The sequence below is a fragment of the Parachlamydia sp. genome, from assembly GCF_050255895.1.
Lineage (GTDB): Bacteria > Chlamydiota > Chlamydiia > Chlamydiales > Parachlamydiaceae > Parachlamydia > Parachlamydia acanthamoebae.
Genome location: NZ_JBFWIR010000023.1, coordinates 1 through 26,051, shown reverse-complemented (window position 1 = coordinate 26,051; position 26,051 = coordinate 1). Strand labels below are relative to the sequence as shown.

Below are 26,051 nucleotides of genomic sequence, written 5' to 3'. Positions count from 1 at the left end.
CCCAATATCCGACTACCAGAGGGTTTCACTTGCGACAGTTTCTGTGGTTCCTTCAATGACAGATTGTTCAGTATTGTGTTCTAAGCTTCCCCATTACGTCATTAAAGCAAGTGTTTTTCGGAAACGAGTCAGGGATATCGAAAACAAGATAGCCCCAATTACAGCCAGAGAAAGAAGCTGTGGCCAAACAATCGATAGACCAGCTCCTCGATACAACACAGCCTGCGCGAACATCACAAAATGCGTGTTGGGGGCCACCAACATAATGTTCTGAATCCATCCAGGCATGCTTTCACGAGGAGTGACAGCACCAGAAAGGATCTCCAAAGGCAAAAGGACAAGTATCACAAGTAGGGAGAACTGAGGCATGGAGCGAGCCATCGTGCCAAGAAAAATGCCCAGAGAGGTAGTGGCAAACAAATGCATAAATGTCCCTGTTAGGAATAATAGATAGGAACCTTTAACGGGCATTCCAATCAGCATTTGTATAATTAGCACTAATGAGACGAATGAAGTGATCATAACGACTAGCGCCATGGACCATATTTTGCTAAGCATAATTTCGAATGGGGTAACGGGCATCACTAACAGGTGCTCCACAGTCCCGTGTTCTCTTTCCCTGATCAAAGCTGCTCCAGTCAAAATAGCCGAAAGCAAAGTAATGTTGCTTATAAGCTCCATCACTCCACCAAACCAACTTTCCGTCAAATTGGGATTGAAAAATATCCTAAAGGGTACATCTACTTGAAATGATTTGTTGATCCGGTGCCCTTGTAAAAAGGCCATGACCTCGGTCATTATAATCTGTTCGACCTGTTCATTGCCTATTAAAGCTTGGTTTACTCGAGTCGCATCAATGTTTAGCTGAACTATAGGTTTTCTTCCCCCAAGCACATCTTGCTCAAATTTGGTTGGAATGACGATCGAAAAAGTATCAAAACCGGAATTCATCCGTTCCTCAACTTCATTAAGAGTGATTAGCGTCGGTGTGCTGAAATAAGGGAGATAAAACGCATCAATAATCCTTTTTGATAGTTGGGAATGGTCTTCGTCAACGATTGAGATAGGAGCTTTGTGAAGTGTTTCAGGCAAGGACATGGCAACAATGTATATGGAGACACTGAAAGCATACAAAATCAGCACCATCAAAATAGGATCTCGACCTAGGCTGATCAACTCCTTAAGTCCAAGATAAAATATATTTACCACTCGCATAGTCAGCGCTCCTGTTTTCTCAATAATGCTATTGTCAATCCCAATAAAATGGGAATAGTCACTATGAGCGGAATGAACCACACCTGGAGATCATGAAAGCCAAGTCCTTTCGAAAAGGTACCTCTAGCAATGGTTAAATAATAACTTGTTGGAAATATATGTCCGATGAAATAGGCTCCCCCATCCAAAGATGAAATTGGATCGAGAATCCCCGAAAAATGGAGCGTTGGAACCATGGTTATGATAGCCGTTCCGACAATTGCGGCTACCTGGCTGTTAGTGAAGGTGGAAAATAGCAATCCTATGCTAGTGGATATAATCACATAAAGGAATGTTGCGGCTGCAAGGGTTAAAAAACTTCCCTCAAGCGGCACATCAAAAATGAGAAGGGCCACTCCAACCAAAAGAATAAAGTTTATCAGGGCCAGAATTACATAGGCGGTTTGCTTGCCAATTAAAAACTCGAGACGTGTTACTGGAGTGGTATAGAAGTTAATAATGGAGCCGAGCTCTTTCTCTCTCACCACAGAAAGCGAGCTGAGAATTGCAGGAATCATGATCAAGAGAAGCGAAATGACACCCGGAACCATCGCCGGAACACTTTTAACATCGGGGTTATAAAGGAAACGCGTTTCAATGGATATCAGCTCTCGTGGAGTATGGATTTCAAGCCACTTCCTCGCCGAGTTTTGTAGCCAATGCAAATGCATTCCCTCCACATAGCCACGGATAATTTCCGCACGCCTTGGCATCGCCCCATCAATCCAAGTCCCAATACTTACCTGTCTGCCGCGCTGCACGTCACGTGCAAAACCGGGAGGGATTTCTATGGCCAAGCTAATTTCACCATTGCGCAGGCGCCGATCCATATCTTCATAGTCTTTAATGGGCGCACGTCTGATAAAGTATCGCGACCCCGCTATATTATAAGCATAATCGCGGCTAATAAACGTCTGGTCTCTGTCCAACACAGCAAAAGAAAGGTTCTCTACATCTATAGTGATTCCGTACCCAAATGCCAGCATTAAGATAAAACTTCCAATTATTGAAAGGGATAAGCGGGTAGGATCACGATAAAGTTCCAATGACTCTCGTAGAAGATAGCTAGTCATTCGCCGAATGTTAAAAAAACTTGAGTTTGTTTTGTTAGGCTGGGCTTTTTGTGCAACGGCCCCAAGGGTAGGGGTCGAAAAACTTGCCTCTTCTTCTTTAGATTCCGCTCTGCCGGCACCCGCATCCTCAAGATACTTGATGAAAGTTTCCTCTAATGATTTCGCTTTGCGCTGTTCAACTAAAGAAGCCGGGGGACCGCATGCCAGCACCTTTCCTGCATGCATCAAAGAAATTCTATCACAACGCTCAGCTTCATTCATAAAGTGCGTGGAAATGAAAATGGTCACTCTATCATTCCGGGCAAGATCAATCATGATTTGCCAAAAAGCATCGCGCGCGATAGGATCTACGCCTGAGGTGGGCTCGTCTAAAATCAGTATTTCCGGACCGTGAATCATCGCGACTGCTAATGATAGCCTTTGACGGATTCCTAAAGGGAGAGATTCTGGAAGGCTATTAATTTCTCCCTCGAGCCCGAACCGAGAGATGGTTTTTTGCACTTTTTCTGAGATCTGTTCTTTGGGTGTATTGAAAAGATGTGCATGAAGAACGAGATTTTGTTTTACAGTAAGTTCGGTATAAAGGGAGAAAGCCTGAGACATATAGCCGACGCGTTTTCGAGTCTCCAGGTCATTTGGATTGAGGATTTTGCCGAATAACTTGGCTTCGCCTTCAGTCGGAGGTAGAAGTCCAGTCAGCATTTTCATAGTCGTTGTCTTCCCACAGCCATTAGAACCAAGGAATCCAAAAATCTCCCCACGTCCTATTTTGAAACTTACATGATCAACGGCCGTGAAATCACCAAACTGCATGGTTAAATTCGTGGCTTCAATGGCTATTTCCGAAACGTCTTCCACTTTGCGGGGAATTATAACTACTGGTTTGTAATCTTTAAGCTGAGTTTCAGGAAGCATGGTGATAAATGCTTTCTCCAGGTTTGTAGAATTTGTCTTCGCCAAAAAATCTACAACTTTTCCTGTAAAAAGTATGCGCCCGGCGTTCATGGCCACAAGCCAGTTAAAACGCACTGCTTCTTCCATGTATGCAGTCGCAACAAGCACACTCATATTCGGATTAACTGCACGGATACGATCTATAAGCTCCCAGAAAAATCTACGGGAGAGAGGATCGACACCTGTCGTAGGTTCATCGAGGATCAATAAGTCAGGATCATGGATCAATGCACAACAGACTCCTAGTTTTTGCTTCATACCGCCAGAGAGTTTACTGGCTGGTCGATCTTTAAAGGAAAACAACCCTGTCGCACGCAAAAGCTCATCGATGCGCTGTTTTCGCTCACGATAGCCTAGTCCAAATAGGCGGCCGAAAAAATCGACATTTTCAAAAACAGAAAGAGTCGGATAGAGGTTTTTGCCAAGCCCTTGAGGCATATAGGCTATCTTGGGGCAGAGCGCCTCACGATATTTCTTGTCTGACATATCTCCATCAAAAACCATTACCTTGCCTGTTTGGATTTCTCGTGAGCCAGCTATGAGAGACAAAAGGCTCGATTTTCCTACGCCATCCGGTCCTATCATTCCAACAGTGCATCCAGCCGGAATATCAAGATCAACAGCATCTAACGCAATGACATTTCCATACCGCAAAGTGACCCCATTAATGCGCACAACGGGCTCTATAGAAGGCGATTTTGTTTGGGGTTGAACGCTCATATATTTACCTGAAAATAAGTTGGCCTTGGTTTTTATTTATCTGCAGATCGTCCGGCCATGGCTTTTCAGGGTCTAGCCTAAGGTACGCTACGCCTGGCAATCCGGTTTTAATCTGAGCGATATTCTCTTTGAGAAAATCTTTCGGTATCTGAGCTTTGATGCGAAACATTAATTTTTCTCTTTCTGTCGCTGTTTCTACTGTTTTTGGAGTAAACTGAGCGACATCAGAGATAAACGAGACGTATGCTGGAATGACATAATACGGAGCAGCATCGAGTATTAATCTCACTTCTTGCCCAATAGATACCTTTCCCGCATAAGCCGTTGAAAGAAAGAAAGTCATATAGACATCGCTTAGATCAACCAGGCTCAATACAGCACCACCAGCTGGGACAACTTCTCCTGCCTGTGCTACACGATACTGCACTCGTCCATCGCGAGGAGTTTTCAAAGCGCTGTCTTTTATATCCGCCTCTATTTTCGCTACGGATCCCTCATTAGCCTCAACAGACGATTTGGCTCCAGTCACCTCTTCTTGTGCGGTTACGATGGCCGCATCATCAGCTTCAACTTGGGCAATAGCCGCGTTTTTAGCAGCAACCGCACTTTTAAAGGACGCATAATCATCATCGGCGGTCTGTTGCGAAGTCGCCCCTTCTAGAACCAACTTTGAAGAACGTGCCAACCTTTTCTCTGAGACTTCTAATTCAGCTTCGCGTTGCTTCAATACCGCCTCTGCAGCAGCTTTTTCACTCTTTTTTTGAATAAGTCTGCTTTGGTTAATAGCAACATCACTTCTCGCCGCAAGCAGCCTACCTTTGGCTTCTCGAAGCTGTGCCTCCAGGACATCAGGGTCCATATAAGCCAAAACCTGCCCTGCCTTGACATAGTCCCCTTCTTCCACAAGAAGCTCCTTAATTTGACCGGCTATCCGAGGCGCAAGATTAATTTCTGTGGCCTCAATCCTCCCATTTCCACTGATAATGTCCTTTTTTTTGTGTTGCATATAGCTTTGCCATAAGACGAAAGCTAGGATTCCGATAATAAGCAGCCCTAGAGCACCCATTAACCACATTTTCTTATCTTTTATCATGATATTCCTTATTAAAATGTCCTAGCAACAAGCCGGTAGATGAATTCATATTTATCTACTATAGCCACCACCAAGTGCGATAAATAAGTTGATTCCACTGGCAAGAAAAGCACGTCGTGTTTGCACAAGATCTTGTTCAGCAGAAAACCTGTCCCGCTCAGCATCCAGAAATTCAAGATAGGGAGAAGTTCCATGTTCGTATCTAATCCATGCCAAACGTGCGCGCTCACGTTGAGAAGCTAAAGCCTCGGTTTGAATAACACTCTGTTCTGCTAACCATGCGCGTTCAGTCAGAGCATCGGCAACTTCGCGAAAAGCAACTTGAATCGTATGTTCATATTGGCTGACAGCTATATTCTGGCGTGCTTTTGCCAATCCTAGATCCGATAAATTTTTTCCCCAATCGAATATCGGAACTGAGATACTTGGAAAGTAAAACCAAAATTTGCTTCCCGGGTGAAACAGATTTTTAAGTTCGCTGCTGGCTGAACCATAGGCTCCCGTCAGTGAAATCGCAGGAAAAAAGGCTGCTCTGGCGGCGCCAATGTTGGCATAGGCTGCCATCAATCTATGTTCAGCAGCAAGCACATCGGGACGATTGTATAGTAATTCGGAAGGCAGCCCTGGGCAAATCTCCTTTATAAAATAAGCTTCGATTTGGGACAGTAAATGATTATCGAGGGTTATAGGTGTGCCAACGAGAAGCGTCATAGCGTTCCAATTCAACTCACGCCTACGTTCAAGTACAGTTAAATCGGCCTTTGCCTGCTGCAAAAGCGTTTCAGCCTGAATGGCTTCATACTTTGATGATGAGCCTTCTTCAAAGCGCCGTTTCATTAAATGGTATGACTTTTGACGGCTTTCAACAGTTTTTTTGGCAATACTAACCAGCTCGTTTAGTTCGCGTTCCATTAAATATGTGTTGGCAATTTGTCCAATCAGGCTTATGAAAGTGGCATGTTCTGCCTCTTCGGTAGCTAGATATTCTTCTAATGCGGCATCTTTCAGACTTCGAAGGCGCCCCCAAAAATCAAGCTCCCATGCATTAATACTAAGAGCAGCCAAATAAGCGGAACTGAAAATTGCGGGGTTGCTTGGTGTTGATGGTGTCGTTGGAGAGGAGAATGTTGAAAGTGCACTTGATAATAAATCACCAGGCAATCGAGTTCGAAGACCAGGGACAATTCCATCGACGGTAGGAAACAGATCCGCCCAGCTATGGCCATACACTGCTCTTGCTTCGTATATTCGTCCTATGGCTATTCTCAAGTCCCGATTATTATCCAGCCCCAGCGCGATCAGTTGTTGGAGAGCCGGATCGGTAAAAAAGTCTTGCCAGCAAAGCTGCCGGATGTTCGAGCAGTTCTGTGTACATTCTTCTCTGGGATATGTCTCTGCGGTAGGCAAGGGAGGTCTTTCATAGACAGGAATAAACGAACAACCGGATAGCATTACCGATAGGTAGCAGAATAAGCATTTTCTGGATAAAGTCTTTATACTTTTCAATAACATTTATTCTCTCAGTCAAATGAAAAATGGCCAAACGCCTTATGTTTGCACCTCTTGTTTTCAATACTCGTTCTAGAGCTTTTAAAAGGTAGAACGACTAGCATTTGAATCCATGATCAATGCATGAGACCTACCGATATCCCATATCATGAAAAAAATGGAGTAAATCACAACCATTTTTTTTAATCCAGAAAATTGAACAAAGAGAAGCAGGGCTTACAGGTAGTTAAACACGATGCTGGCGAGAGCCTCCTATACAAAATAAATAGGCCGCGGTGTAATTTATTTTCAATATGTAAGCCTTCCTTTTTTGGTATTCTGAAAATGCTATTTCGCAATGGCATTCAATTCAACCTACACATGAGAAAGATCGACCTCCCCCAAATATATTCGAAGACTAGAAGGTATTATTAAAGAGATTGTAAGAGATTCTCTAAAAAAGCCATCGTAAAACTTTTAAGCGTAGCTAAAACACTATTTAGGTAAAAAAATGAGTCTGTGGAAAATCGCACATCAAAAAGAATGATGAAAGAACAATATTTATATAAAAGAAGATCAAAATAACTGTAAAGTTGCCCTACGAGCTACTTCGATTCGCAATAACCCTGTATTCATGAGCAGCAACCTTGCAAAACGATATGTTTTCCATAAGTTTAGAACTTATTTTTGACGATATGCAAGTAATGGCGTTAGAATCTCACCATTGTGTTCATACTTGCCCCATAACTGGCAGCATCAAATAACCGCAGCATCATTGCAAGATTCCGAGCATGCGGAGAAATGTTGGCATCGAATACACACACCGTATTTTTTCTGATGGACTTTCAACGGTTCTTCATTTGAAGCGTCAGTTAAGTGGCAGATTCTCCTTGCACATACAATGATTTAAATGGATTAAGAATTCGGTTTATTTATGCCTAGATTTTCCCGAATGTATTCTTCGGGAGTTTCAATAATTCTTGTTATGAATGTTGCCAGACTCTTTTGAGAAATCACCGAGCCTTTCTCCGGTTCGCCTTTTCGGGTTATTTCGTAATCCACTTCATCGGCGATAGTAAACCAGGTTGGCCTTAAAATCGTGTATTCAAGGTCTGATGCTTCTATCGTATCGGCAGCTTTTCGGTAAGGCGTTAAAATGGGACTTACAGGCTCATTGTAAATATTTATTGAACTGATAAATATGAGTTTTTTAACGCCTATTTCATGCATTGCTTTAACAACGTTTTTTGCCATCTGTTCCAGATCTCCCGCGAGATTTGCATATACAATATCCTGTCCCGCTATTGCTTCTTTTAGTTGATCAAAATCGAGAACATCCCCCTCAATAATACGACAGTTGGAAACATTTTTATTTCTTAACCTATTTTTGTTGCGTAAAAATAAGGTAAGGTTAATTTCATTCTTTTTTACTAAAATATCAAAGACATCTTTTGCGATATTTCCACTGGCGCCTAGAATAATTATATTTTTCATTTCTTCTGTAGGTTATTTGAATTATTTTTTTAACGATGCCATATCAATAACAAAACGATAATGCACATCCCCTTTTATCAATCGATCAAATGCCTCGTTAACTTGCTGAATACTGATTAATTCAATATCGGCAGTGATGTTGTGTTCTGCACAAAAATCCAGCATTTCCTGCGTTTCGGGAATACCTCCAATGTTAGAACCTGCAAAACTTTTTCTTCCTTTAACAAGGTTGAAAGCTCCTACCGGCAATGGGTCTACTGGTAGTCCAACCAATACTAAAGCACCATCAACTTTTAGCATGTCCAAATAATTATTTACATTGTGTTTTGCAGATACGGTATCCAGAATTATATCCAATTTAGATTGCTGTCTCATTTGTTTAACATCAGTGGATAATAACACTTCATCTGCTCCTAATCGCTTGGCATCCTCTACTTTCGAAAGGGAAGTACTGAATACGACTACATGAGCACCCATTGCTTTGGCAATTTTAATCGCTAAATGCCCCAAACCTCCAAGGCCAATAACGCCTACTTTTTTCCCAGGACCAGCCTTCCAATGCTTTAAAGGTGAATAGACCGTAATTCCCGCACAAAGCAAGGGTGCAGCAGAAGCTAAATCAAGTTTTTCAGGAACACGTAAAACATAATATTCGTCCACCACAATACTTTCTGAAAAGCCTCCATAAGTGCGCCCTCCCATGTACTTATCAGGAGAATTAAACACAATGGTGCTACCTGGCTCGCAAAATTGTTCTAATCCTTCTTTGCAATATTCACATTTTCGACAGGAATCTGCAATACAGCCGACTGCAGCTAGATCACCTGGTTTGAATTTAGTCACTTGGTTACCAATCTTTGTTACCCTACCTACAATTTCATGTCCTGGAACAATCGGGTAAACTGTTCCACCCCATTCGTTTCGGGCTGCGTGTAGATCAGAGTGGCAAATACCACAGTAAAGGATGTCTATTTCCACATCGTGAGGCATTATCGCTCTGCGTTGAATATTGACCTGTTTTAATGGTGCATCGGCAGCCTCTGTGCCAAAGGCTTTAACTTTAAATGATTCCATCGCTTGACTCTTGGTTAGATTTTAATTTCAATAATTTATTGTTCTGATTAACTAGTTATCACTTCATTTAAGCATTTTATTGCATTCAAAGTTCTAGGGTATCCTACATAAGGCAGTAATTGCGTGATCACACTTAGTAAAGTTTCTTTATCGTTACCAACATTGACATTACCTTGAATATGTCCTTTTATTTGCGGCTCGGTTCCACCCAATGCTATAAGCATAGAAAGCGTTAAAAGCTCTCTTGTTTTTGTGTCCAGCCCTTTTCTGGTATAGTAATCACCAAAACAATTGGCCGACAGATATTTTTGGATGTGTATTTGATCCCCTGGTGATTCCTGATACATTTTATCAATCGTTTCCTTGAAGATCACCTTTTGTACTGCCAATCCTTTTTCATACCGGTTTTCGAGTGTGGTTGTAGATTGACCTTCTAATGGGAGTTTTATTCCTCTGCTTTGCAATACTTCATTTCCAGCGTGGATAAAATCTAAAACTTTTGAAATCCCTACATAAGGCACTGACTGGTAAATAATTTCCTTAATTTCAATAGGGGTTATACCCACATTAAGAGCACCACCAATCATTGCTTTGAATTCAGTTAAAGCCTGGCTTCCAATGGTTGATGCCAAAATCATCATTACTCTTGTTTTTGCATCCAAGCTCCCGTAGCTAATCACCTCATCAAAAGCAAAATTGTCAAATAATTCGATTAGCTCAGGATCTGTTACTTGTAGCATTGACTCATGTTTTGGAAGTAATTCCTCATGGTTTCTGATCGCGGCTTCGGTCAAATTAATCTTTGCAGGCTCATATCTTGCAGACTGAATGCTGTTATATTCCTCATCGGTTACGGGCTCCAGCCACTTAACTGCACCTTCTGCACTATTATTGGTTATAGCAATATGAGTGAAACGACTATCATTTGCCGCGCCGTGCCAATGCTCCACGTTTGACGGAATAATGACTACATCCCCTCTCATAAGCACTCTTGCAGGCTTGTTCCTTTCCTGATAATAGCCTTTTCCATCGGTAACAAGCAAGATTTGCCCTTTCGCATGTGTATGCCAGTTGTTTCTACTCCTTGGCTCAAATACGACATTACCTATTGTATAAGTTCCTGTTTCATCTTGAGGAACTAAGATTTTCACCCATGCAGTTCCTGTAAAATAGTCTGTCGAAGCTTTTTCACCTCTGGGAAAAATGGTATTTTGATTTTCCAATGTGCTCATAACCGCCTTTTTATTTCTTATAATCCCGTTCTTTTTTCCAATTCTTCTGGATAGCGACTACCCTCCACTTTGATTGTTTCAAGTGTGGAATTAATGTCTTGCAATTCTCGGGAAGTCAATTTAATACCGACTGCTCCGATGTTTTCTTCCAGGCGGCTTAGTTTCGTGGTTCCGGGAATAGGCACGATCCATGGTTTTTGAGCTAAAATCCAAGCAAGTGCGATCTGGGCAGGCGTTGCATTTTTTTGTTCCGCTATCTTTCCAAGCAAGTCGATCAAAACCTGATTGGCTTTTAAGGCCTCGGGTGTAAAGCGGGGTACAATGCTTCGAAAATCCGATTTATCGAATTTTGCATTTTTATCAATTTTTCCTGTAAGAAATCCCTTGCCCAAAGGGCTGAACGGAACCAAGCCGATGCCGAGTTCTTCAAGCGTAGGCAATAACTCGTCTTCCGGTCGTCTCCACCAAAGAGAGTATTCGCTTTGAATAGCGGTAAGGGGCTGGACAGCATTTGCACGGCGAATAGTCTGTACGCCCGCTTCTGAAAGACCCCAGTATTTGATCTTCCCTTCGCTAATTAAGTCTTTCATAACTCCAGCAACATCTTCAATGGGTACTTGTGTATCCACACGGTGTTGATAATATAAATCAATCACGTCGGTACCTAAACGTTTCAACGAGCCTTCTACAGATTGTCTAATGCGATTGGGGTGGCTGTCTTGCACCTGTTTTCCATCCTGCAATTTAATGCCAAACTTGGTGGCAATTTTCACCTTATCCCGGTATGGCTTCAATGCTTCACCTACAATTTCTTCGTTGGTATATGGACCATATATCTCAGCCGTATCAAAAAAAGTAACGCCGCGTTCCACGGCAGCTTGAACCAGTGAAATTGCGGCTTGTTTATCCAAGATATGGCTGTATGCATAGTTTAGTCCCATGCAACCAAACCCAATGGCTGATACTTCAAGATTGCTTTTTCCGAGTAGTCTCTTTTTCATTGTTATCCCTCCTTCTCCACTTAAAAGCCTAGCATTTGCAATGCCTTCGCTTATCACTTAAGCTAGAATCAGCACTTTTTGTAAACTTAATTTTTAAATTTACTATATTCTGCGTTCCTTACTCTTTGTAAGAAAAAGAACCTGGTGTAAATAATCACAATGCCTTAAGCAACTGGGAGAAAAGAATAAAGAGAGGTGGCACCACGATATCAACGAGAGCCGCCTATACAAAATAGGCAAAAAGAATGATGAGAGAACAATATTTACAAAGATAAGAATGGCGACAAGTATTGCTTGTGAAGCTTTTAGATTCATTTTCTAAAAAAAAGACTTCCGGAGAAGCATAGGGAGGTGGACGCATTCAGAACTTTTAATTTGACTACTTTATCGCTTAACTTACCGCCTAATTGCGGATTCAATCTATAGGAAATTGTTATAAACCAAGCCGATAAAATTTTTCATCACAATCCATAGGTTGGCAGTATGAAGGCATGCCATTCCTTGCAATTTCACGAAATCCATGCTTTTCATAAAAACGATGCGCAGCTCGAAAAGCAAGAGTCGTTCCTAAATAAATTGCATTAACGTCGCGCTCTTTAGACCATGTTAAAACTGTATCGAGCATTTTTTTGCAAATCCCCGTTGACTTCGATATTCTTTATTAAGAAAAACGTCTCTTAGCTCAAATGCACTGTGATCAATATCGATCACTGCAATAGTTCCAATGACCTTTCCATAAAAAAAAGAGCTACCCAATAGTTGCCCCTATTTTTTTGAAAAGACTGAGAAAATTGATTGAAGTTCTTTTTGTTGTCCTTCTTCAATTGGAAAGTTGAATTCTCCTATTTGAATTCGTTCTATCAAATCAATAACTTCAGATTGGCATTTAGGTTCGAAAGACTGAATTGCAAAAGACATGTTGATAACTTATTTAACGGTGTTTGACTCATTCTAAGTAATCATTGACCACTTCCATACAAATACCTGGCAGCTTTCCTAAAATTCAATTGCACTAGATGGATTTCATAGCTATTTACTTTAACCTCTTTAAGAGATTGAACAGCATTTGTTCCCGCACCCGTAGTTTTGAAAGCAAAGCTTTTATTGGCATCAAGTAATTCTTTATGTCTGGTGTTAGACCTGACACCAGAACTCCTGCGATGCTCGATTAGCTGTATCCTCAGTTCTGAGATGCTATACATAGATATCGAAAAAAATCCCTATTTCACACATTCGTAGAGAATCATTTGGGCATTTTCATCGGCTTGTGTGCGTGTGTAAGGAATGAATTTGTTTTTTATCTTAAATCCTATGCCTTCAAGAATTTCATCTAACTCGTTATGGACATATAGATGCAAACGAAATTCTTCTACTTCTGTTTGAACAATTCGATTGTTTTCCCACAGCTCTTTTCGGCATAAACGCGTTTCAATGTTTGTTACAGTATCAAAATGAAAAATTCGATTATGTAAAAAGAGAGAACCGTCATCTTTTTTTATCCAACGCCCTGACCAAATTCCTTGGGGTTCTCTAACTGCTTTTAATGTCTCGATTTCAAAGATGAATTTTCCATCATTGGCGAGACACTCAAAAATTTTTCTCAAAGCTTGTTGAACATCCACAAGATCTACCAGAAGACAAAATGAAGCGCTTGGTATAAAAATAAGCTTATAGGATATGTTGGAAGAAAATGTTTCAAACGAAGCTTCAACTAATTGTGGATTGATTTTTTTTTCAAAACACTTATTTCTGCATACTTCCAGCATATGCGGTGAATTGTCAAATCCAGTTACATCATATCCTTCTTCGATTAGTGGAATCAAAAAGCGCCCCGCACCACACATCGGTTCAAGAATTGATCCGTTAGCTTCTGCTGCGCATGCTAAGTAGTATCTTAGGGCATCTAGTGGTGCGTGAGGATTATCTAATACATAAAATTCCGTGCATAACTCTCTATATGACTCAGATTGTTTATTCATACCATCCCTCCGATTATTGATGAGGAAGATTACATTAAAATTCCTATTTTTGCATTTCAAAAAATGTATAAAATTGGCAAAATTTATTACTCAAATAATTTGATTTTTTTTGAAACCGTTTAAAGTATTATGAATAGCTTTTGCTTATAGGAAATATCTTAGAATGGATTACCATCAAAAAATAGTTTCATGTTTTATGGGCGAATTTTATTTTCTATCTAATTTTTATCCTGCAAAGGTCGAATTTGAGGGGATCACCTATCCATCGGTTGAACATGCGTATCAATCAGCAAAAACCCTAGACATTTCTATTCGCAAACAGATCGCGGTTCTCTTTACGCCATTAAGAGCAAAGAATGCTGGAAGAGGGCTGACTATTCGCAATGATTGGGATCAAATTAAATTAGAAGTGATGGAACAATGTGTACGATACAAATTCACTCATCATGCATTCCTAGGAAATAAATTGCTCTCAACCGGTAATGCATTAATCGAAGAAGGGAACGATTGGGAAGATTATTTTTGGGGAATTTGCGATGGAAGAGGCGAAAATCATCTCGGTAAAATCCTCATTAAAATCCGTTCAGAATTACGCTCCAAGTTATCCCCCTAAATCTTAGCTATAAATTAAAATGGTTTACCGGCGATGAATCAGCATTTGGGAATCGATGAAAGTGATTTCAAAGGGTTGTTGACCCTGTAGCAGAGATTTTTAAGAAGCAGAGAGTTTTGAATGGGGACAGTTGGATGATTTCAGAATTTTTGATTGGAAAAAGCTCCTAGCAAATCACCCTAAGCTATTTGTTCGAAGAAGGATATTTTATGCATACGGAAAAAAAAGAAACTGGCCAATAATGCTGCTATATGAAAAATTTTTCATAGTGATGCTTTTAATTTACGTCCCTCTCTAAGTAATGTGTTGGCAATGTTCATTAAAAATGAATGTGAACTGTCAGAATAATCGACAAATTGCTTAATCAAAAATTCGTGACTTTGGTGATCATCGATCATCTCAGCAGATGGATTTGAAGCAAAACATATGTAAAAAGCATTTATAATGATCGTAGAATATGCAATGAGCTTGGATTGATGGAATTTTTGCCAATCAGTGATTTCAATTTCTCTGCCAAGGTAGGTTTGCAGTAAAAGTTCTTCTAATTCGTGGGTGTATGCTGTAAACATCGAAAATAAAGCTAGATCATAAAATGGATCATGGTAGTTTACGTCACCCCAATCGATGAATTTCGCTTGTCCATTGATAATGAATATATTACGAGCATTAAGATCAGAATGTGTATTCACTTTTTCGATCGACAGCTTGTTCAACTCCACATAAGCATCACTCATCATATTGATCGCTTCATCAAACTCAGGTTTTTTGCCTGCTTTATGGACCAAAAAATAATAAGCGTCTTTGTAAAGTGCAAGGCAATCGTAATGGATCCATTCTTGAGTTGGCGTTGAATGCAAGATTTTAATTGCCTTTGCAATGCTGACACAGGCTTCTCGAGTACGCACCTGGTCAAACGTGATCGTTCCCCTTTCAAAGAATTCCATGAGGACAAAGCTTTTGTCCTTAGCTACGTAAAAGATTGTAGGACCGATCCCAAGCTGACTTGCGAGATTTAGCATATACAGCTCAGAGTCTATTTTCGAATTCTCTGTCAGCTCGTAAAGGCGCAGAACGTATTTTTGGTTGTTTAGAGTGACAATATACTTTTCATCTGTAGAGAATCCTCCAAGCAACAATTTTGCAGTAATCTCACTTTGTTCAATTTTCGGAAAGCATTCCTGTAGGGCATTTTCTAAAGTTGTCGCGCAAAGATTCGCGGCTAAACACAAAAAAAGTAAAACACTTCTAATAACTTTCATAAGTATTACCAAAATTTCCTTTCAAAGGTTAAAAACAAAAAATATTTTATAAGAGACTTATATTTATAACAGTAGATTTAACCATTTAGAACTCCCTTGGTAGGATCTAAATTTTTCTGCTAATTTAGTGGAAATCGTCGATCAGATGGATCGACATGAAAAAGCCGATGAAAATTTCTATGTAACGGCTAATCTAGTGAGGAATTTGGCAACGCGTGCAAGAAAGATTTTTGAGAGTTCTGAAGTAGATGAAAAGCAACAACTATTGAATTTTGTATTTTAGAACTTAAAATTAGACGGGAATAACTTACAATCCTACGTGAACCATCTCACTTATATACAAGTGAATAACAGTTTAGAGAGATGGGGGCGGATGGATGCTTTCAGAACTTTTGACTGGCCCGCTTTGAAAATTCCCCACTTTACTGCGTTTGAAAAATTAAGAAATGTACTTTAAGATTTTTTATTTGAATTTATCAATACTGCACAAACAATGCTAAATGCAACACCTGCTAAAGCAAAGCAGACGTATTTAACATAAGAATGGGAGTTATGGTTTATTAAAGTTTTAATCGTGTTTATTTCATCCATTACAGATTCCCGAGATGAATCAAAGCAGTGATTAAAATTTTCTCTCTTCATCTTACTTAGGGTCCTATGGGTTTCTAAAACGTATTCTCGTGCATAATAAGCCTGTCTTTCAGGACGTTTTAGATTTATAGTTCTTTCGGCATCTCGTTTTAATAAAACTTCAAGAGGCGGAAGCACCATAAAATAAAACTCACCTTTTTGCTTTTCTCTCCACGGAATTTGCGCGTCTATAATAATTTTACCTTTAATGGATTGAATTCTTTCTTCTAGAGTTCGATCTGCTGTCGACTCAGTGCATACATTTTGTTCAATCAGATCGTCTCGATCGATATACGTCCACTCACTTCCTAGATTCTTTTGAAGAGCTTGACCCAAAGTCGATTTCCCACTGCATGAGGGACCAAATACAAAGATAATATTAGACATTTTTATCACCTGATTGAATTTATATGAGTTAATCCTAAAATTTTAAGATCTAAAGTCTATCACACTTAGAGATAGATGTGTTATATGAAGAGTAATTTTAAAAACGTAAAATGGGTTGCACTGCAAAAGTATGAAAGTTGTAAGCGATATTCTTAGTAAACGCCTATATAGGCTTGAGGATCCTTTTTCTCGTGATTGGATCGCTGATTTCTCTAGCTTTATGGAGTTTATCCATGACAATCCTTCTAATATACAAATTCTCAAATCAATAAACGAGCAAAAGGACGATGCACATATTCCTCTAAGTCAAAATCTAGAAGACTTATTAAAAGAAGGCACAAGATGTCTCAAAGCTATTCAAAAAACTATTGGCAGAAAACATGAGGCGAGTCATTCAATTGATGAACTTTTAAAAACTGAAATAGATCTCGAAAAAATACAAAATCCATTTTTTGAATTAGAATCTGTCTACCATAAATATTATGCAGACTTCGTTTCTCTTTTCCGAATCTTAGCTCAAGAAGATATAAACACCTTCATTTCAAATTATTGCATTCTCAGTTGCATGTAGTTGCAAGATACTGTTCACTTGAATATCGACCTCACTTTTTCTCCTTATCTCCAAAAATGCAAACAGGATATTGAAATTCTTTCAGGTCAACGAACAACTTCTGTATGGGGCAAATGGGATGTACTTTTGAAATGGGCTGAGTGGACAAAGAATGGCATATCTCCGATAAATGATGCATTTGAACGCAACCTATCACACCTATTTACAGGACTGAAAATTGCTGAAACAGTTCAACGTTGTGGTTTGTTCTTTTTACAACGTCTCGCGGGTATGAAAACAGTAATTTCTGATTCAGAGGTATGTTTAAAGGCTATGGAGTTGTATTTAGATAAGCAAGACCAATATTGGATTATTGCTCACATTGCAGGTAAGGTAATGATAGGCAGCCCTTCTTCATTAAAAAACTTCAACGAGATAAACGACCCCATAAACTTTTAAAATTATTGGTAGATACAGAATCCTATTCTCCTATGGACTTCAACCCTCCCTCTCACACTCTTGGTGAGCTGGAAATCAAAAATGAGTTGAAAAGATTGTTTTTCCCTAATGACAAGTTTGCTGGTTCTGTTGTTCACCTCAGCGAAATTGATTATTCAATCAATGCTGCGAACATTCTAGAACATCTTTCATCTATCAGAAATTCAAAAAAACAGCTTCCTTCTTTTGATTTACGACAGTACATCAAATCCTCAGCTTGTTTCTGCTAAGAATTTTCCGGCGTTTTTCCGACAGAATACCCACCCGTTAATGCATCTTCTCTCGAGATCCTTTTCTGGAATTCCGACACCTTCCGGTTTCGTTCTTTATTCTCTAGATTTTTCTAAAATTAAGGCATGGAAGAAAGCAATTTTAAAGTTCACATGCCGTCAAAGAAGAATCTCTCTGCTGACTCATTAGCAGTGGCTAATTCCTGCCGTCTTGGAGCTTTTTTTAATCTTCTTTTCCAAATAGACAAACGTAACCATCCGGAGCTTTATGAGCATAACCAAAGTGGAGCTTCTCCCAATCAAGCCACAAAATGGCCTGATGGCATTTGCAAATGTGGAGATTGATAATATCAGTTCGATTGGCGTCCACAAAAGGCGCGATGGCACTGGCTATAGAATCACTTATCCTACTCGAAAAGTTGGCGAACAGAATCTCACAATTTTCCATCCTACCGAGCCTTGTTTAAGCAAGGCAATTGAGCAGGCTATTTGCAATAAAGCCGAGGAGATGTTTGGAGAACATTCAATCACGTAATTTTAAATAGGTAAAAATATGTATGAATCAAATTGTCTTCGACATATGAGCCAAAATGAGATCCCTTTCCAAGGTCCCCTGATCTGTGATGGAAATATCCATCGTTTTTCTCGAGACGCCAAAAAAAATCAACCCGATGAGTGGTATGTAGCTCATTTAGGTTTTCTCTCTTCTAGTCAGCCCTATCTTTGCTGCTCTTATGGTTCTTGGAGTGATGGTTGCAAGTTTGAATACAAATCGTGGGAAGATTCTAATAAAGTCTACTCTTCAGCGGATCGCAAAGAACTGCAATCGAAGATTGAAGAGAACAGACGTTTAACTTTGATAGAACAGCAAAAAAGACATGAAGAGGCTGCTAAAAAGGCAAAGACAATTTGGGACTCTGCTTCCTCATTTGGAAGACATCTCTACCTTGAAGAAAAAAAAGTAGAGGCTTATGGAATTCGGTTTAATGAAACCTATTCGCTCTTTATTCCAGTAAAGAATATAGAGGGAGACATCCTCAGCCTTCAATTCATCTATCAAGAAAACGGTAAGTTTTTAAAGCGATTCTTGCCAGGCGGAGAGAAACAAGGCCATTTTCATCTGATTGGCCAAATTCACGAAGAGAGCCTTATCTGCATTGCCGAAGGCTATGCGACTGGAGCAAGTTGGCATGAAGCCACCTCTCACCCTACGGTAATTGCCTTTGATTCTGGCAATCTTTTCTCTGTAACTCAAGCTATTCGCTCTCGTTATCCCTCACATCGAATCCTAATTGTTGGGGATGACGATGTTAATGCCAAAATGAATGTAGGGAGACAAAAAGCTACAGAAGCGGCTGAGACTCACAATTGTCTTTGCATTTTTCCTGAATTTAAGAACCAGCGTTGTGGAAAACTTTTTACTGATTTTAATGATCTACATGTATCTCACGGTCTTGCAGAGATTCGAATTCAATTAGAGTCACTAGTGTCAAAACAAGAGACTATTAGCAAACATTTATCCTTTAAAGACATCGATCTGTTAATCGATCAAACCAGCTCATTTGAAGATTTGACTGGGTATGTTTGGAAAGCATTTTTAGCAAATAAGAAGCATCTCAAAGGTTCTGAAATTAAACGTTTGAGTAAAAAAATCGCCAACAAAGCAGGAATCTCGGTCAAAGATCTTGAAGATGAAGAAGAAAGAAAAGAAATCAATCACCGCTCCATTGCCTTATCAGTTATTGATTCATTTGGTCATGGCAATCTAGTAGAGCACTTAGGAAAAATTTGGAAATGGAATGAAACGGGGCTTTGAGAGCAAGTAGAAGACCGTCTGATGAAAAGAAAAATCCACGAATTGATGGATGACAAAAAGATCACCAAGTTTTCAGTGGAGTCTGTACTGGACATTACCAAGACCGAAATTTTTATGGCAAAGCACCAGTTTGATATCGATACGCGAGCCATTAATTGTTTGAATGGAGAGCTGCACTTAAAGGAGGGAACATGGCATTTACAGCCTCATGATAAACACAACTATCGAACGACTCAAATTCCTATTGCTTATGATCCCCAAGCTACAGCTCCTCGATTTGAGCAATTTTTAGAAGAAATCTTCCAAGGGGATGAAGATACTGAGGAAAGGAAGATTACTGTTTGTGAATTATTGGGCTATTCACTGTTAACCTCCTGTGAATTTGAGAAGTTTGTCATTCTATTGGGCAATGGATCCAATGGCAAATCCGTACTGCTTCATGTTGTTGAGTATTTAGTTGGTACATCTCACGTCTCGGCAGTTCAGCCCCTGCCAATTTGATAATCGATTCCAGCGTGCTCACTTATTTGGCAAGCTGGTCAATATTGTAACCGAGATTGCTGAAGGTGCCGAAATTGCTGAAGGTGCCGAAATTGCTGATGCAGCTTTGAAGGCAATAGTCTCTGGAGAGCGCACTACAGCAGAACATAAACATAAAAACCCTTTCGATTTCCATCCTTATTCTACTTGTTGGTTTGGAGCCAACCACATGCCTCATTGCCGTGATTTTTCCGATGCCATTTTTCGAAGAGCTATCATTCTCTCTTTCAATCAAAAATTTGAGGGGCCTGGTCGAGATGTGCACCTACGTCAGAAGCTCCAGATGGAAATTTCGGGCATATTGAATTTAGCTTTAGAAGGAATAGCTGGAGTTTTTGAAAGAGGAGAATTCACCTATTGCCCATCTAGTGAAGCGGCTAAAAGGAATTGGCGATTTGAATGCGATCAAGTGGAGCAGTTTGTAACCGATGCGTGTGAAATAGCTTCTAGTCTTAGATCGAGCAGCTTAGATATCTTTAAATCTTATACAGATTGGGCCAAAGAGATGGGAGTAAAGCGCATACTTGGGCACAACGGCTTAACGCAACGATTGCAAAAGTTAGGAGTAGAAACCAGTAGAGGAACCAACGGAAAGAGAATGTTGTCAGGTATATCTATTAAATCGATCTCTCTGAATGACATAGGTGACGCAAGTGACGCTTAATTTTCACATTTATTTTATCAAAAACAAACGCATGGCTAAAAAAATGGGAGCATACAAAAAATGATCAAAAACAATTTAGAAAATAGCGTCACCTGTGTCACTCGCAACACTCTTCTTCAAAGGATGCATCACAGAAGACTGAGTTTACACAGTGAAATAAAGATTAATTCAGCACCATTTCCTCTAGCCATAAATAAAGAACCCACTGAGCTGCAATTACCTCAATTGGTTATCGACTGGTTCTCCATCTCTTTAAATGAAGGCTATATACAACCCAGTCAGCCTGGCGTAGGAAGGTTAGAAGGCTGGCCTATGCGTCCCTATTTTAAAAATTCTCTCTATGTTGATTTCGAATGTTGGTGTTTAAAATCAGGTATTCAAACCTATTTGATTCCATCAAAGGAATTGTTTTATCAAGCAACCGATACAATCTTTGAATTAACAGCAGATAACAAATACCAATTTCCAGATCTGACGATCTGCCTACAAATATTTTTAAAATTACTTAAGGAGGTTAAGTTTGACCAGTTATAAACAAATCGTTTCTAATCAACGCAACGCTCTTAAATCAACAGGACCACGCACAGAAACAGGCAAGGCGCTCATCGCCCAAAATGCCTTAAAGCATGGAGTATTCAGCAAGCAAATTGTCCTTGAAGAAGAGTCTGAAAAATGGAGTTTTATGCTGAGTTTCAACCGCAGGGGTTTCTCGAACAACTATTTTGGGAAAGAGCATTAACAGCAGCATGGAGACTATCCCGCGTAATGCAAATGGAATCAATGTTGATGAACTATGTAAGCAAGCGCTCTTTTTTAGGCCAGGGATTGACTGAAGTATTGGTAGAGGAACCCATGGTAACGAGCTAGCTTTGCTATCTCGATATGAGATTTCTTTGGAAAGGATTCTTTTTCGGTCTTTAGCTGAATTAAAAGCATTGCAATCGGCAAGAAGATGCGATCAAGAACTAGAAATTGGCTTTGTTCCGCAAAATTGTACCGAAGAACCTGAAGAAAACTGATATAGTAATTCCTCAATTAAAGATGTAACAAGAGTTTAAAAATGAAAGCGATGCTACTTGCTCGAGTCTCGAGTAAAGAACAAGAAGAAGGTCAATCAATACCAGCTCAGGAACGGCGTTTACGAGAATATGCTGAAAGAAAAGGACTTACCATTGACCAAGTTTTTAAAATCACAGAATCATCTACTAAAGACACTCGAAAAGAATTTGAAAAAATTCTTGTGCAAATCCGTAAATCTAAAGAGAGAATCGCATTAGTAGCTGACACAATGAAAGGGAATAAAGTTGCAAGGTCTCAGATCGATTCTATTCTTAAAAACCCATTCTATTGCGGAAAGATGCGAACCAAGTATGGTTTGGCAGAACATCACTACAAGCCCCTTATTTCTCCTTCACTTTTTCAACAAGCACAGGATGTATCAGCCGTATATCATAAGAAGCCTCACAAAAAGATTTCCGAGCCCTTTATTCTTAGAGGCATGATTTCTTGCGCTCATTGTGGATGTACCGTAACCCCAAAGATTCATAAAAAGCGTTATATTTACTATAGCTGTACGAATGCTAAGGGAATATGCAAGAAAGCCTATATCCGTGAAGAGCCTTTAGTCGAATCTCTATCTCAATATTTTGACCATATCGCCTTAAGTGAAGAGCAAATTACCGATGTGACGAGCTATTTAAAGAAAATTCATGAATCCGAAAGCCTTTTTCATACTGAAAGCCTCATGACTCTGAGAAAAGAGCAAGATCGCATCCAAAAACGAGTCAGCCAAATGTATGACGATAAGCTCGATGGACTGATCGATGAGAAGATGTATCTAGAAAAAGTGAGAGATTACAAAGCTCGTCAGGCTGAAATCGTTGAGCGGATGGCCCGTCATGAAAAAGCAGATCAAAACTTCTACGTAACGGCCAATATGGCGATGAATTTAGCGGCTCGTGCTAGGGAGATCTTCCAGAGTTCTGAAGTAGAGGAAAAACGTCAACTTTTGAATCTCGTGTTTCAGAACTTGAAATTAGAAGGGAAAAACATGTCTATAGATACTTGTGAACCATTTACTACCCTAGTAGACTATAAGCAGTGTCCAAAAGGATGGGGGCGGCTGGACTCGAACCAGCGAAGCCCGAAGGCGAGGGAGTTACAGTCCCTTGCAATTGCCGCTATGCGACACCCCCTAAGAGGATGCTGGCAGTAGGAATTGAACCCACAACCGTCCGATTACAAGTCGGGTGCTCTACCAATTGAGCTATGCCAGCGATGTGAATGCCAGATTCTAGCAAAAGCTCCTTTTTCTGTTCAACACAAAAAAACAAATAATCCTATCTCATTGATAATGATATAAATACAACACTAAATTGGTTCTGATTCTAACACAATAACATCCCACAAAGCATCCATTTTGGCCTGTTGTTCCACGCTTAAATCGTAAATCACCATAAAACAATCGTCATTGTCAGCAAAAGCCCCTTTTGTCCAATTTGTCGACCCATTAACCAAAATTTTATGGTCAATGTAAGCAAATTTGTGATGTAGCATAGGCCCCGGAAGGCTCAGTGACGCAGGAATCTTCTCCTGCTTCAACAATTTAACAATCGCCGCTCCCGCCCCCTTCCCTGCTTTAGCATCAATGACCACTTCGACATGCACTCCCCTTTTAAATGCATGGATAACAGCTAATGCAAGTTCTCGATGTGTCCATGTATACATGGCAATGCGAATATCTTTCTGAGCCTGATTAATCAATTGGATGAGATGTTTATCGGCCTCAGGATTGTCTGGCAAAAACCAAAATTCGACACGCTGCTTGCCAACCGCGAATGTCTGTTTAGGAATCGCTTTTCTATGTGCATTTGGGGAGAATTCATCCACCTTTCGAAGAATAAGTCCCGCAAATTCAGGGTGCACCATTCCCACCACAAGATTTCCATACATTCTGAGGGAATCTGTCGTCATATTCGAAGATCCAATCCAAATCTGTTCTTCATCTATCAACAAAATCTTCTGATGCATAAGTTTCTTGCTTTCGATTTTCACCATCTCCACATGGGGACCCAGTTGATACATGATCGAATTTCTCACACCCACATCACAGAAAATTTTAACACGCACACCTTCATTCGCTTTTTTTTGGAGTGCGTGTAATATTTTTTGATCCTGGAGGGAATAGATAATTAAGACGATCGATTTTTTGGCTTGAGAAATGGCTGTACAAAAGGTAAGTTGTAAATCGTCTCGAACTTGATTGGCGTAAATTTTGACATTTTGGCCTGGTTCTGGTAAATCAACAGAAAGAAGCTTCTGTTCGATTTTAAAGAGGCCATAAGCTGTAAAGCTGAAGGCTAAAATCCAAAAAATCTTTTTTATCCATTCCAGATTGAAGCCAGAGCCATCACCCCTTTTCATATCGACGAAACTGCAGTGTTTAATTCCACTAAAGCTTGTTTAAGACCCGTATACCGTTTTTTGATTTCATCATTGCGCACAGCGATGGATAAAGCTTTTTTTGTCCCGACCAAAACGACAAGTTTTTTTCCTCGCGTCACAGCTGTATAAAGAAGATTTCGATATAAAAGCTTAAAATGACTGGTATGCACAGGGATCACCACACAGGGACATTCACTTCCTTGATATTTATGTATGGAAACGGCATAAGCTAAAACAATTTCATCTAATTCGGAAAATTCATAACAAATCTCACGCTCTTCAACTTTTACTACAACTTGTTGTTCGACATGGTCAATATCCACAATGCGTCCAATATCCCCATTAAAGACTTCCTTTGAGTAATTATTGCGAATTTGCATCACCTTATCATTGACCATTAGCTTACGACCCTGACGCATTAAAGGAGTCTGATTTGGATTTAAGATTTCTTGTAGAACGGCATTTAAATTGTCGATGCCTATATTCCCTTTTTTCATAGGGGCTAAAACTTGAATATCATCCGAGGGATGAAAATCATATTTTTTGGGCAGACGTTGAGAGACTAAGGCCACAATTTGTTTTAAAACATCTTCTGTTTCCTGTGCTTCTACAAAGAAAAAATCACTTTGACTGAGATTGCGAATATCGGGGAACATTCCGCGGTTAATTCGATGCGCATTTGTAATAATAAAGGATCCCGCAGCCTGTCGAAAAATTTCATTAAGCGTGGTTACACTCACCACTTGGGAAGCAATTAAGTCTTGCAATACGTTCCCTGGTCCCACGCTCGGCAGCTGATTAATATCTCCCACAAAAATCACACGAGCGTTGTCAGGAATCGCTTTAAGCAAGCTGTACATCAAAAAGGTATCAATCATGCTAGATTCATCGATGATCAATAAGTCACACACCAGGGGAGAAGAACGATTACGCTTAAATCCTTTTCCTTTGAAATCATATTCAAGCAAGCTATGGATGGTTGAAGCCTTTTTGCCTGTAATTTCACTCATGCGCTTAGCTGCCCTGCCTGTGGGAGCAGCCAGAAGAATTTTAGAAGTCAATTTTTCCGTGATACCTAGGATAGCTTTTGTAATGGTGCTTTTTCCTGTTCCTGGTCCACCTGTAATAATATGCATCTTTTGGAATAAAGCTTGAGCAACAGCTTCCTTCTGATTGACTGCTAGATCGATGCAATGCTCCGCTTGAATCCACTGTAAGGCTTTATCGACATCAACGTCTCTCAAAACAACCGGAGCAGACAACAATCGTTGAATCTCGCGCGCAATCCCCACTTCAGCAACAAATAAAGGTTTTAACCAAATAAATTGTAAAGGTTCTCCAGCATGAATCAATTTAAAATGCTCAACACGTCCCTGCTCTTTTAATACAGAAATTCTTTCGGAGATCTTCTCCTGCTCTATTTCCAATACTTTATTGGCTTCTTCAATAAATAGATCGACCGGATAGCAGACATTCCCGTCGCTGGCAAGCTCAGAAAGAACAAATTCGACGCCTGCATCTGTACGAATGCTCGACTTGGAATCAATCCCTAGTTTTTGAGCAATTAAGTCGGCGGTTTTAAAGCCAATTCCAAAAATGTCTCGAGCAAGATGAAAAGGATTCTCTTTAACTTTTGCAATGCTGTGGGTGCCATAGGCTTTGAAAATTTTTTGAGCATAAGTGGGACTTACGCCATGAGCTTGCAAAAAAATCATGACATCCCGAATGGATTTTTGCTCCGCCCAGCATGTTTTAATTGTTTCTATCCGCTTCGCACCAAGCCCCGGTATTTCTGAAAGCCTGTTCGGGAAACGGTCGATCATGTCTAACGTTTCAGTCCCAAATTTCTCCACAATCCGAGCAGCATATTTTGGACCAATCCCTTTAATCAACCCCGAACCCAAGTATTTTGTAATACCTAAAATATCCGCAGGAGCTTCTACTTGATAACGCTCAACTTCAAATTGATTGCCATGGATTAAATGCCTTTTCAATTGCCCCCAGCAACGAAATGTCTCTCCTGGTTGTAGGGCTGGCATAATGCCCACGACACAAACT

General features: G+C 40.0%; 25 protein-coding genes, 2 tRNA genes and 1 pseudogene. 11 read left to right on the top strand and 17 right to left on the bottom strand.

What is annotated here, in order from left to right:
- Window positions 1-93: 93 nt before the first annotated feature.
- From AB7E63_RS05555 to AB7E63_RS05505, 11 genes are all read right to left on the bottom strand, one after another.
- Window positions 94-1,215: an ABC transporter permease gene (locus AB7E63_RS05555; protein WP_013925168.1), complete on the bottom strand. Its 1,122-nt coding sequence runs from the start codon at window positions 1,213-1,215 to the stop codon at window positions 94-96.
- 2 nt (window positions 1,216-1,217) lie between these two features.
- The gene (gene rbbA / locus AB7E63_RS05550; RefSeq protein ID WP_013925169.1) at window positions 1,218-4,001 is read right to left on the bottom strand and encodes a ribosome-associated ATPase/putative transporter RbbA; all 2,784 of its coding nucleotides are present in this window, start codon (window positions 3,999-4,001) and stop codon (window positions 1,218-1,220) included.
- 4 nt (window positions 4,002-4,005) lie between these two features.
- The gene (locus AB7E63_RS05545) at window positions 4,006-5,094 is read right to left on the bottom strand and encodes an HlyD family secretion protein (protein ID WP_006341123.1); all 1,089 of its coding nucleotides are present in this window, start codon (window positions 5,092-5,094) and stop codon (window positions 4,006-4,008) included.
- A gap of 51 nt (window positions 5,095-5,145) precedes the next feature.
- Window positions 5,146-6,606 (bottom strand): efflux transporter outer membrane subunit, encoded by a 1,461-nt coding sequence (locus tag AB7E63_RS05540; protein WP_144016274.1) that lies wholly within the window; start codon window positions 6,604-6,606, stop codon window positions 5,146-5,148.
- Between the two features lie 891 nt (window positions 6,607-7,497).
- Complete coding sequence (locus AB7E63_RS05535; RefSeq protein ID WP_039377151.1) at window positions 7,498-8,076, bottom strand: NAD(P)H-binding protein; 579 nt, start codon at window positions 8,074-8,076, stop codon at window positions 7,498-7,500.
- Window positions 8,077-8,097: 21 nt separating this feature from the next.
- Window positions 8,098-9,150: an NAD(P)-dependent alcohol dehydrogenase gene (locus AB7E63_RS05530; protein ID WP_013925170.1), complete on the bottom strand. Its 1,053-nt coding sequence runs from the start codon at window positions 9,148-9,150 to the stop codon at window positions 8,098-8,100.
- A gap of 47 nt (window positions 9,151-9,197) precedes the next feature.
- Window positions 9,198-10,382: a cupin domain-containing carboxymuconolactone decarboxylase family protein gene (locus AB7E63_RS05525; RefSeq protein WP_006341127.1), complete on the bottom strand. Its 1,185-nt coding sequence runs from the start codon at window positions 10,380-10,382 to the stop codon at window positions 9,198-9,200.
- A 17-nt stretch (window positions 10,383-10,399) separates the two neighbouring features.
- Window positions 10,400-11,383 (bottom strand): aldo/keto reductase, encoded by a 984-nt coding sequence (locus AB7E63_RS05520; protein ID WP_013925171.1) that lies wholly within the window; start codon window positions 11,381-11,383, stop codon window positions 10,400-10,402.
- A 433-nt stretch (window positions 11,384-11,816) separates the two neighbouring features.
- Complete coding sequence (locus AB7E63_RS05515; protein ID WP_284452961.1) at window positions 11,817-12,020, bottom strand: GNAT family N-acetyltransferase; 204 nt, start codon at window positions 12,018-12,020, stop codon at window positions 11,817-11,819.
- 322 nt (window positions 12,021-12,342) lie between these two features.
- Complete coding sequence (locus tag AB7E63_RS05510; RefSeq protein WP_013925174.1) at window positions 12,343-12,585, bottom strand: hypothetical protein; 243 nt, start codon at window positions 12,583-12,585, stop codon at window positions 12,343-12,345.
- Window positions 12,586-12,603: 18 nt separating this feature from the next.
- Window positions 12,604-13,362 (bottom strand): class I SAM-dependent methyltransferase, encoded by a 759-nt coding sequence (locus AB7E63_RS05505; RefSeq protein WP_013925175.1) that lies wholly within the window; start codon window positions 13,360-13,362, stop codon window positions 12,604-12,606.
- 163 nt (window positions 13,363-13,525) lie between these two features.
- On the opposite strand from AB7E63_RS05505, the gene AB7E63_RS05500 reads away from it, so the two are divergent.
- On the top strand, window positions 13,526-13,975 hold the full coding sequence (locus tag AB7E63_RS05500) for an NADAR family protein (protein ID WP_036746146.1): 450 nt from the start codon (window positions 13,526-13,528) through the stop codon (window positions 13,973-13,975).
- A 263-nt stretch (window positions 13,976-14,238) separates the two neighbouring features.
- Here the strand turns inward: AB7E63_RS05500 and AB7E63_RS05495 are convergent, their stop codons facing one another.
- Both AB7E63_RS05495 and AB7E63_RS05490 read right to left on the bottom strand, forming a co-directional pair.
- A complete protein-coding gene (locus AB7E63_RS05495; protein ID WP_006341136.1) occupies window positions 14,239-15,234 on the bottom strand; it encodes a phosphotransferase in 996 nt (331 codons plus the stop codon).
- A gap of 453 nt (window positions 15,235-15,687) precedes the next feature.
- A complete protein-coding gene (locus tag AB7E63_RS05490) occupies window positions 15,688-16,251 on the bottom strand; it encodes a phosphotransferase-like protein (protein ID WP_006341139.1) in 564 nt (187 codons plus the stop codon).
- Window positions 16,252-16,381: 130 nt separating this feature from the next.
- Between AB7E63_RS05490 and AB7E63_RS05485 the strand changes: the two genes are divergently transcribed.
- The 10 genes and pseudogenes from AB7E63_RS05485 to AB7E63_RS05440 all read left to right on the top strand — a co-directional run.
- On the top strand, window positions 16,382-16,822 hold the full coding sequence (locus tag AB7E63_RS05485) for a hypothetical protein (RefSeq protein ID WP_013925178.1): 441 nt from the start codon (window positions 16,382-16,384) through the stop codon (window positions 16,820-16,822).
- A gap of 18 nt (window positions 16,823-16,840) precedes the next feature.
- The gene (locus AB7E63_RS05480; protein ID WP_232503190.1) at window positions 16,841-17,260 is read left to right on the top strand and encodes a hypothetical protein; all 420 of its coding nucleotides are present in this window, start codon (window positions 16,841-16,843) and stop codon (window positions 17,258-17,260) included.
- 537 nt (window positions 17,261-17,797) lie between these two features.
- Entirely contained in the window at window positions 17,798-18,064 is a 267-nt protein-coding gene (locus AB7E63_RS05475; RefSeq protein ID WP_013925180.1) for a septation protein SpoVG family protein, read from the top strand.
- An 18-nt stretch (window positions 18,065-18,082) separates the two neighbouring features.
- A complete protein-coding gene (locus AB7E63_RS05470; protein WP_013925181.1) occupies window positions 18,083-19,345 on the top strand; it encodes a toprim domain-containing protein in 1,263 nt (420 codons plus the stop codon).
- Between the two features lie 21 nt (window positions 19,346-19,366).
- The gene (locus AB7E63_RS05465; RefSeq protein WP_006341241.1) at window positions 19,367-19,846 is read left to right on the top strand and encodes a hypothetical protein; all 480 of its coding nucleotides are present in this window, start codon (window positions 19,367-19,369) and stop codon (window positions 19,844-19,846) included.
- On the top strand, window positions 19,803-20,549 hold the full coding sequence (locus AB7E63_RS05460) for a DNA primase family protein (protein WP_006341242.1): 747 nt from the start codon (window positions 19,803-19,805) through the stop codon (window positions 20,547-20,549). The genes AB7E63_RS05465 and AB7E63_RS05460 overlap by 44 nt, the downstream gene beginning before the upstream one ends.
- Before the next feature lie 60 nt (window positions 20,550-20,609).
- Complete coding sequence (locus tag AB7E63_RS05455; protein ID WP_006341243.1) at window positions 20,610-21,083, top strand: hypothetical protein; 474 nt, start codon at window positions 20,610-20,612, stop codon at window positions 21,081-21,083.
- Entirely contained in the window at window positions 21,070-21,288 is a 219-nt protein-coding gene (locus AB7E63_RS05450; protein ID WP_006341244.1) for a hypothetical protein, read from the top strand. Before AB7E63_RS05455 ends, AB7E63_RS05450 begins: the two co-directional genes overlap by 14 nt.
- A 154-nt stretch (window positions 21,289-21,442) precedes the next feature.
- On the top strand, window positions 21,443-21,568 hold the full coding sequence (locus AB7E63_RS05445) for a hypothetical protein (RefSeq protein ID WP_006341245.1): 126 nt from the start codon (window positions 21,443-21,445) through the stop codon (window positions 21,566-21,568).
- Between the two features lie 41 nt (window positions 21,569-21,609).
- Window positions 21,610-22,161, top strand: a pseudogene (locus AB7E63_RS05440) (recombinase family protein); the annotation flags it as partial.
- Window positions 22,162-22,662: 501 nt separating this feature from the next.
- On the opposite strand, the gene AB7E63_RS05435 reads toward AB7E63_RS05440, so the two are convergent.
- The 4 genes from AB7E63_RS05435 to recD2 all read right to left on the bottom strand — a co-directional run.
- Window positions 22,663-22,744 (bottom strand) — tRNA-Tyr (locus AB7E63_RS05435).
- A gap of 8 nt (window positions 22,745-22,752) precedes the next feature.
- Window positions 22,753-22,825, bottom strand: a tRNA-Thr gene (locus tag AB7E63_RS05430).
- Window positions 22,826-22,919: 94 nt separating this feature from the next.
- Window positions 22,920-23,972: a phospholipase D-like domain-containing protein gene (locus AB7E63_RS05425; RefSeq protein ID WP_039377157.1), complete on the bottom strand. Its 1,053-nt coding sequence runs from the start codon at window positions 23,970-23,972 to the stop codon at window positions 22,920-22,922.
- The coding region (gene recD2, locus AB7E63_RS05420; RefSeq protein ID WP_428418917.1) for an SF1B family DNA helicase RecD2 at window positions 23,969-26,051 on the bottom strand (2,083 nt) is incomplete at its 5' end. The genes AB7E63_RS05425 and recD2, both read right to left, overlap by 4 nt.

What these genes read in the sequence shown, in the direction of transcription:
- AB7E63_RS05555 (WP_013925168.1), bottom strand. Translation starts at nt 1,215, where the DNA reads ATGCGAGTGGTAAATATATTTTATCTTGGACTTAAGGAGTTGATCAGC.
- rbbA (WP_013925169.1), bottom strand. Translation starts at nt 4,001, where the DNA reads ATGAGCGTTCAACCCCAAACAAAATCGCCTTCTATAGAGCCCGTTGTG.
- AB7E63_RS05545 (WP_006341123.1), bottom strand. Translation starts at nt 5,094, where the DNA reads ATGATAAAAGATAAGAAAATGTGGTTAATGGGTGCTCTAGGGCTGCTT.
- AB7E63_RS05540 (WP_144016274.1), bottom strand. Translation starts at nt 6,606, where the DNA reads ATGTTATTGAAAAGTATAAAGACTTTATCCAGAAAATGCTTATTCTGC.
- AB7E63_RS05535 (WP_039377151.1), bottom strand. Translation starts at nt 8,076, where the DNA reads ATGAAAAATATAATTATTCTAGGCGCCAGTGGAAATATCGCAAAAGAT.
- AB7E63_RS05530 (WP_013925170.1), bottom strand. Translation starts at nt 9,150, where the DNA reads ATGGAATCATTTAAAGTTAAAGCCTTTGGCACAGAGGCTGCCGATGCA.
- AB7E63_RS05525 (WP_006341127.1), bottom strand. Translation starts at nt 10,382, where the DNA reads ATGAGCACATTGGAAAATCAAAATACCATTTTTCCCAGAGGTGAAAAA.
- AB7E63_RS05520 (WP_013925171.1), bottom strand. Translation starts at nt 11,383, where the DNA reads ATGAAAAAGAGACTACTCGGAAAAAGCAATCTTGAAGTATCAGCCATT.
- AB7E63_RS05510 (WP_013925174.1), bottom strand. Translation starts at nt 12,585, where the DNA reads ATGTATAGCATCTCAGAACTGAGGATACAGCTAATCGAGCATCGCAGG.
- AB7E63_RS05505 (WP_013925175.1), bottom strand. Translation starts at nt 13,362, where the DNA reads ATGAATAAACAATCTGAGTCATATAGAGAGTTATGCACGGAATTTTAT.
- AB7E63_RS05500 (WP_036746146.1), top strand. Translation starts at nt 13,526, where the DNA reads ATGGATTACCATCAAAAAATAGTTTCATGTTTTATGGGCGAATTTTAT.
- AB7E63_RS05495 (WP_006341136.1), bottom strand. Translation starts at nt 15,234, where the DNA reads ATGAAAGTTATTAGAAGTGTTTTACTTTTTTTGTGTTTAGCCGCGAAT.
- AB7E63_RS05490 (WP_006341139.1), bottom strand. Translation starts at nt 16,251, where the DNA reads ATGTCTAATATTATCTTTGTATTTGGTCCCTCATGCAGTGGGAAATCG.
- AB7E63_RS05485 (WP_013925178.1), top strand. Translation starts at nt 16,382, where the DNA reads ATGAAAGTTGTAAGCGATATTCTTAGTAAACGCCTATATAGGCTTGAG.
- AB7E63_RS05475 (WP_013925180.1), top strand. Translation starts at nt 17,798, where the DNA reads ATGAGCATAACCAAAGTGGAGCTTCTCCCAATCAAGCCACAAAATGGC.
- AB7E63_RS05470 (WP_013925181.1), top strand. Translation starts at nt 18,083, where the DNA reads ATGTATGAATCAAATTGTCTTCGACATATGAGCCAAAATGAGATCCCT.
- AB7E63_RS05465 (WP_006341241.1), top strand. Translation starts at nt 19,367, where the DNA reads ATGAAAAGAAAAATCCACGAATTGATGGATGACAAAAAGATCACCAAG.
- AB7E63_RS05455 (WP_006341243.1), top strand. Translation starts at nt 20,610, where the DNA reads ATGATCAAAAACAATTTAGAAAATAGCGTCACCTGTGTCACTCGCAAC.
- AB7E63_RS05425 (WP_039377157.1), bottom strand. Translation starts at nt 23,972, where the DNA reads ATGAAAAGGGGTGATGGCTCTGGCTTCAATCTGGAATGGATAAAAAAG.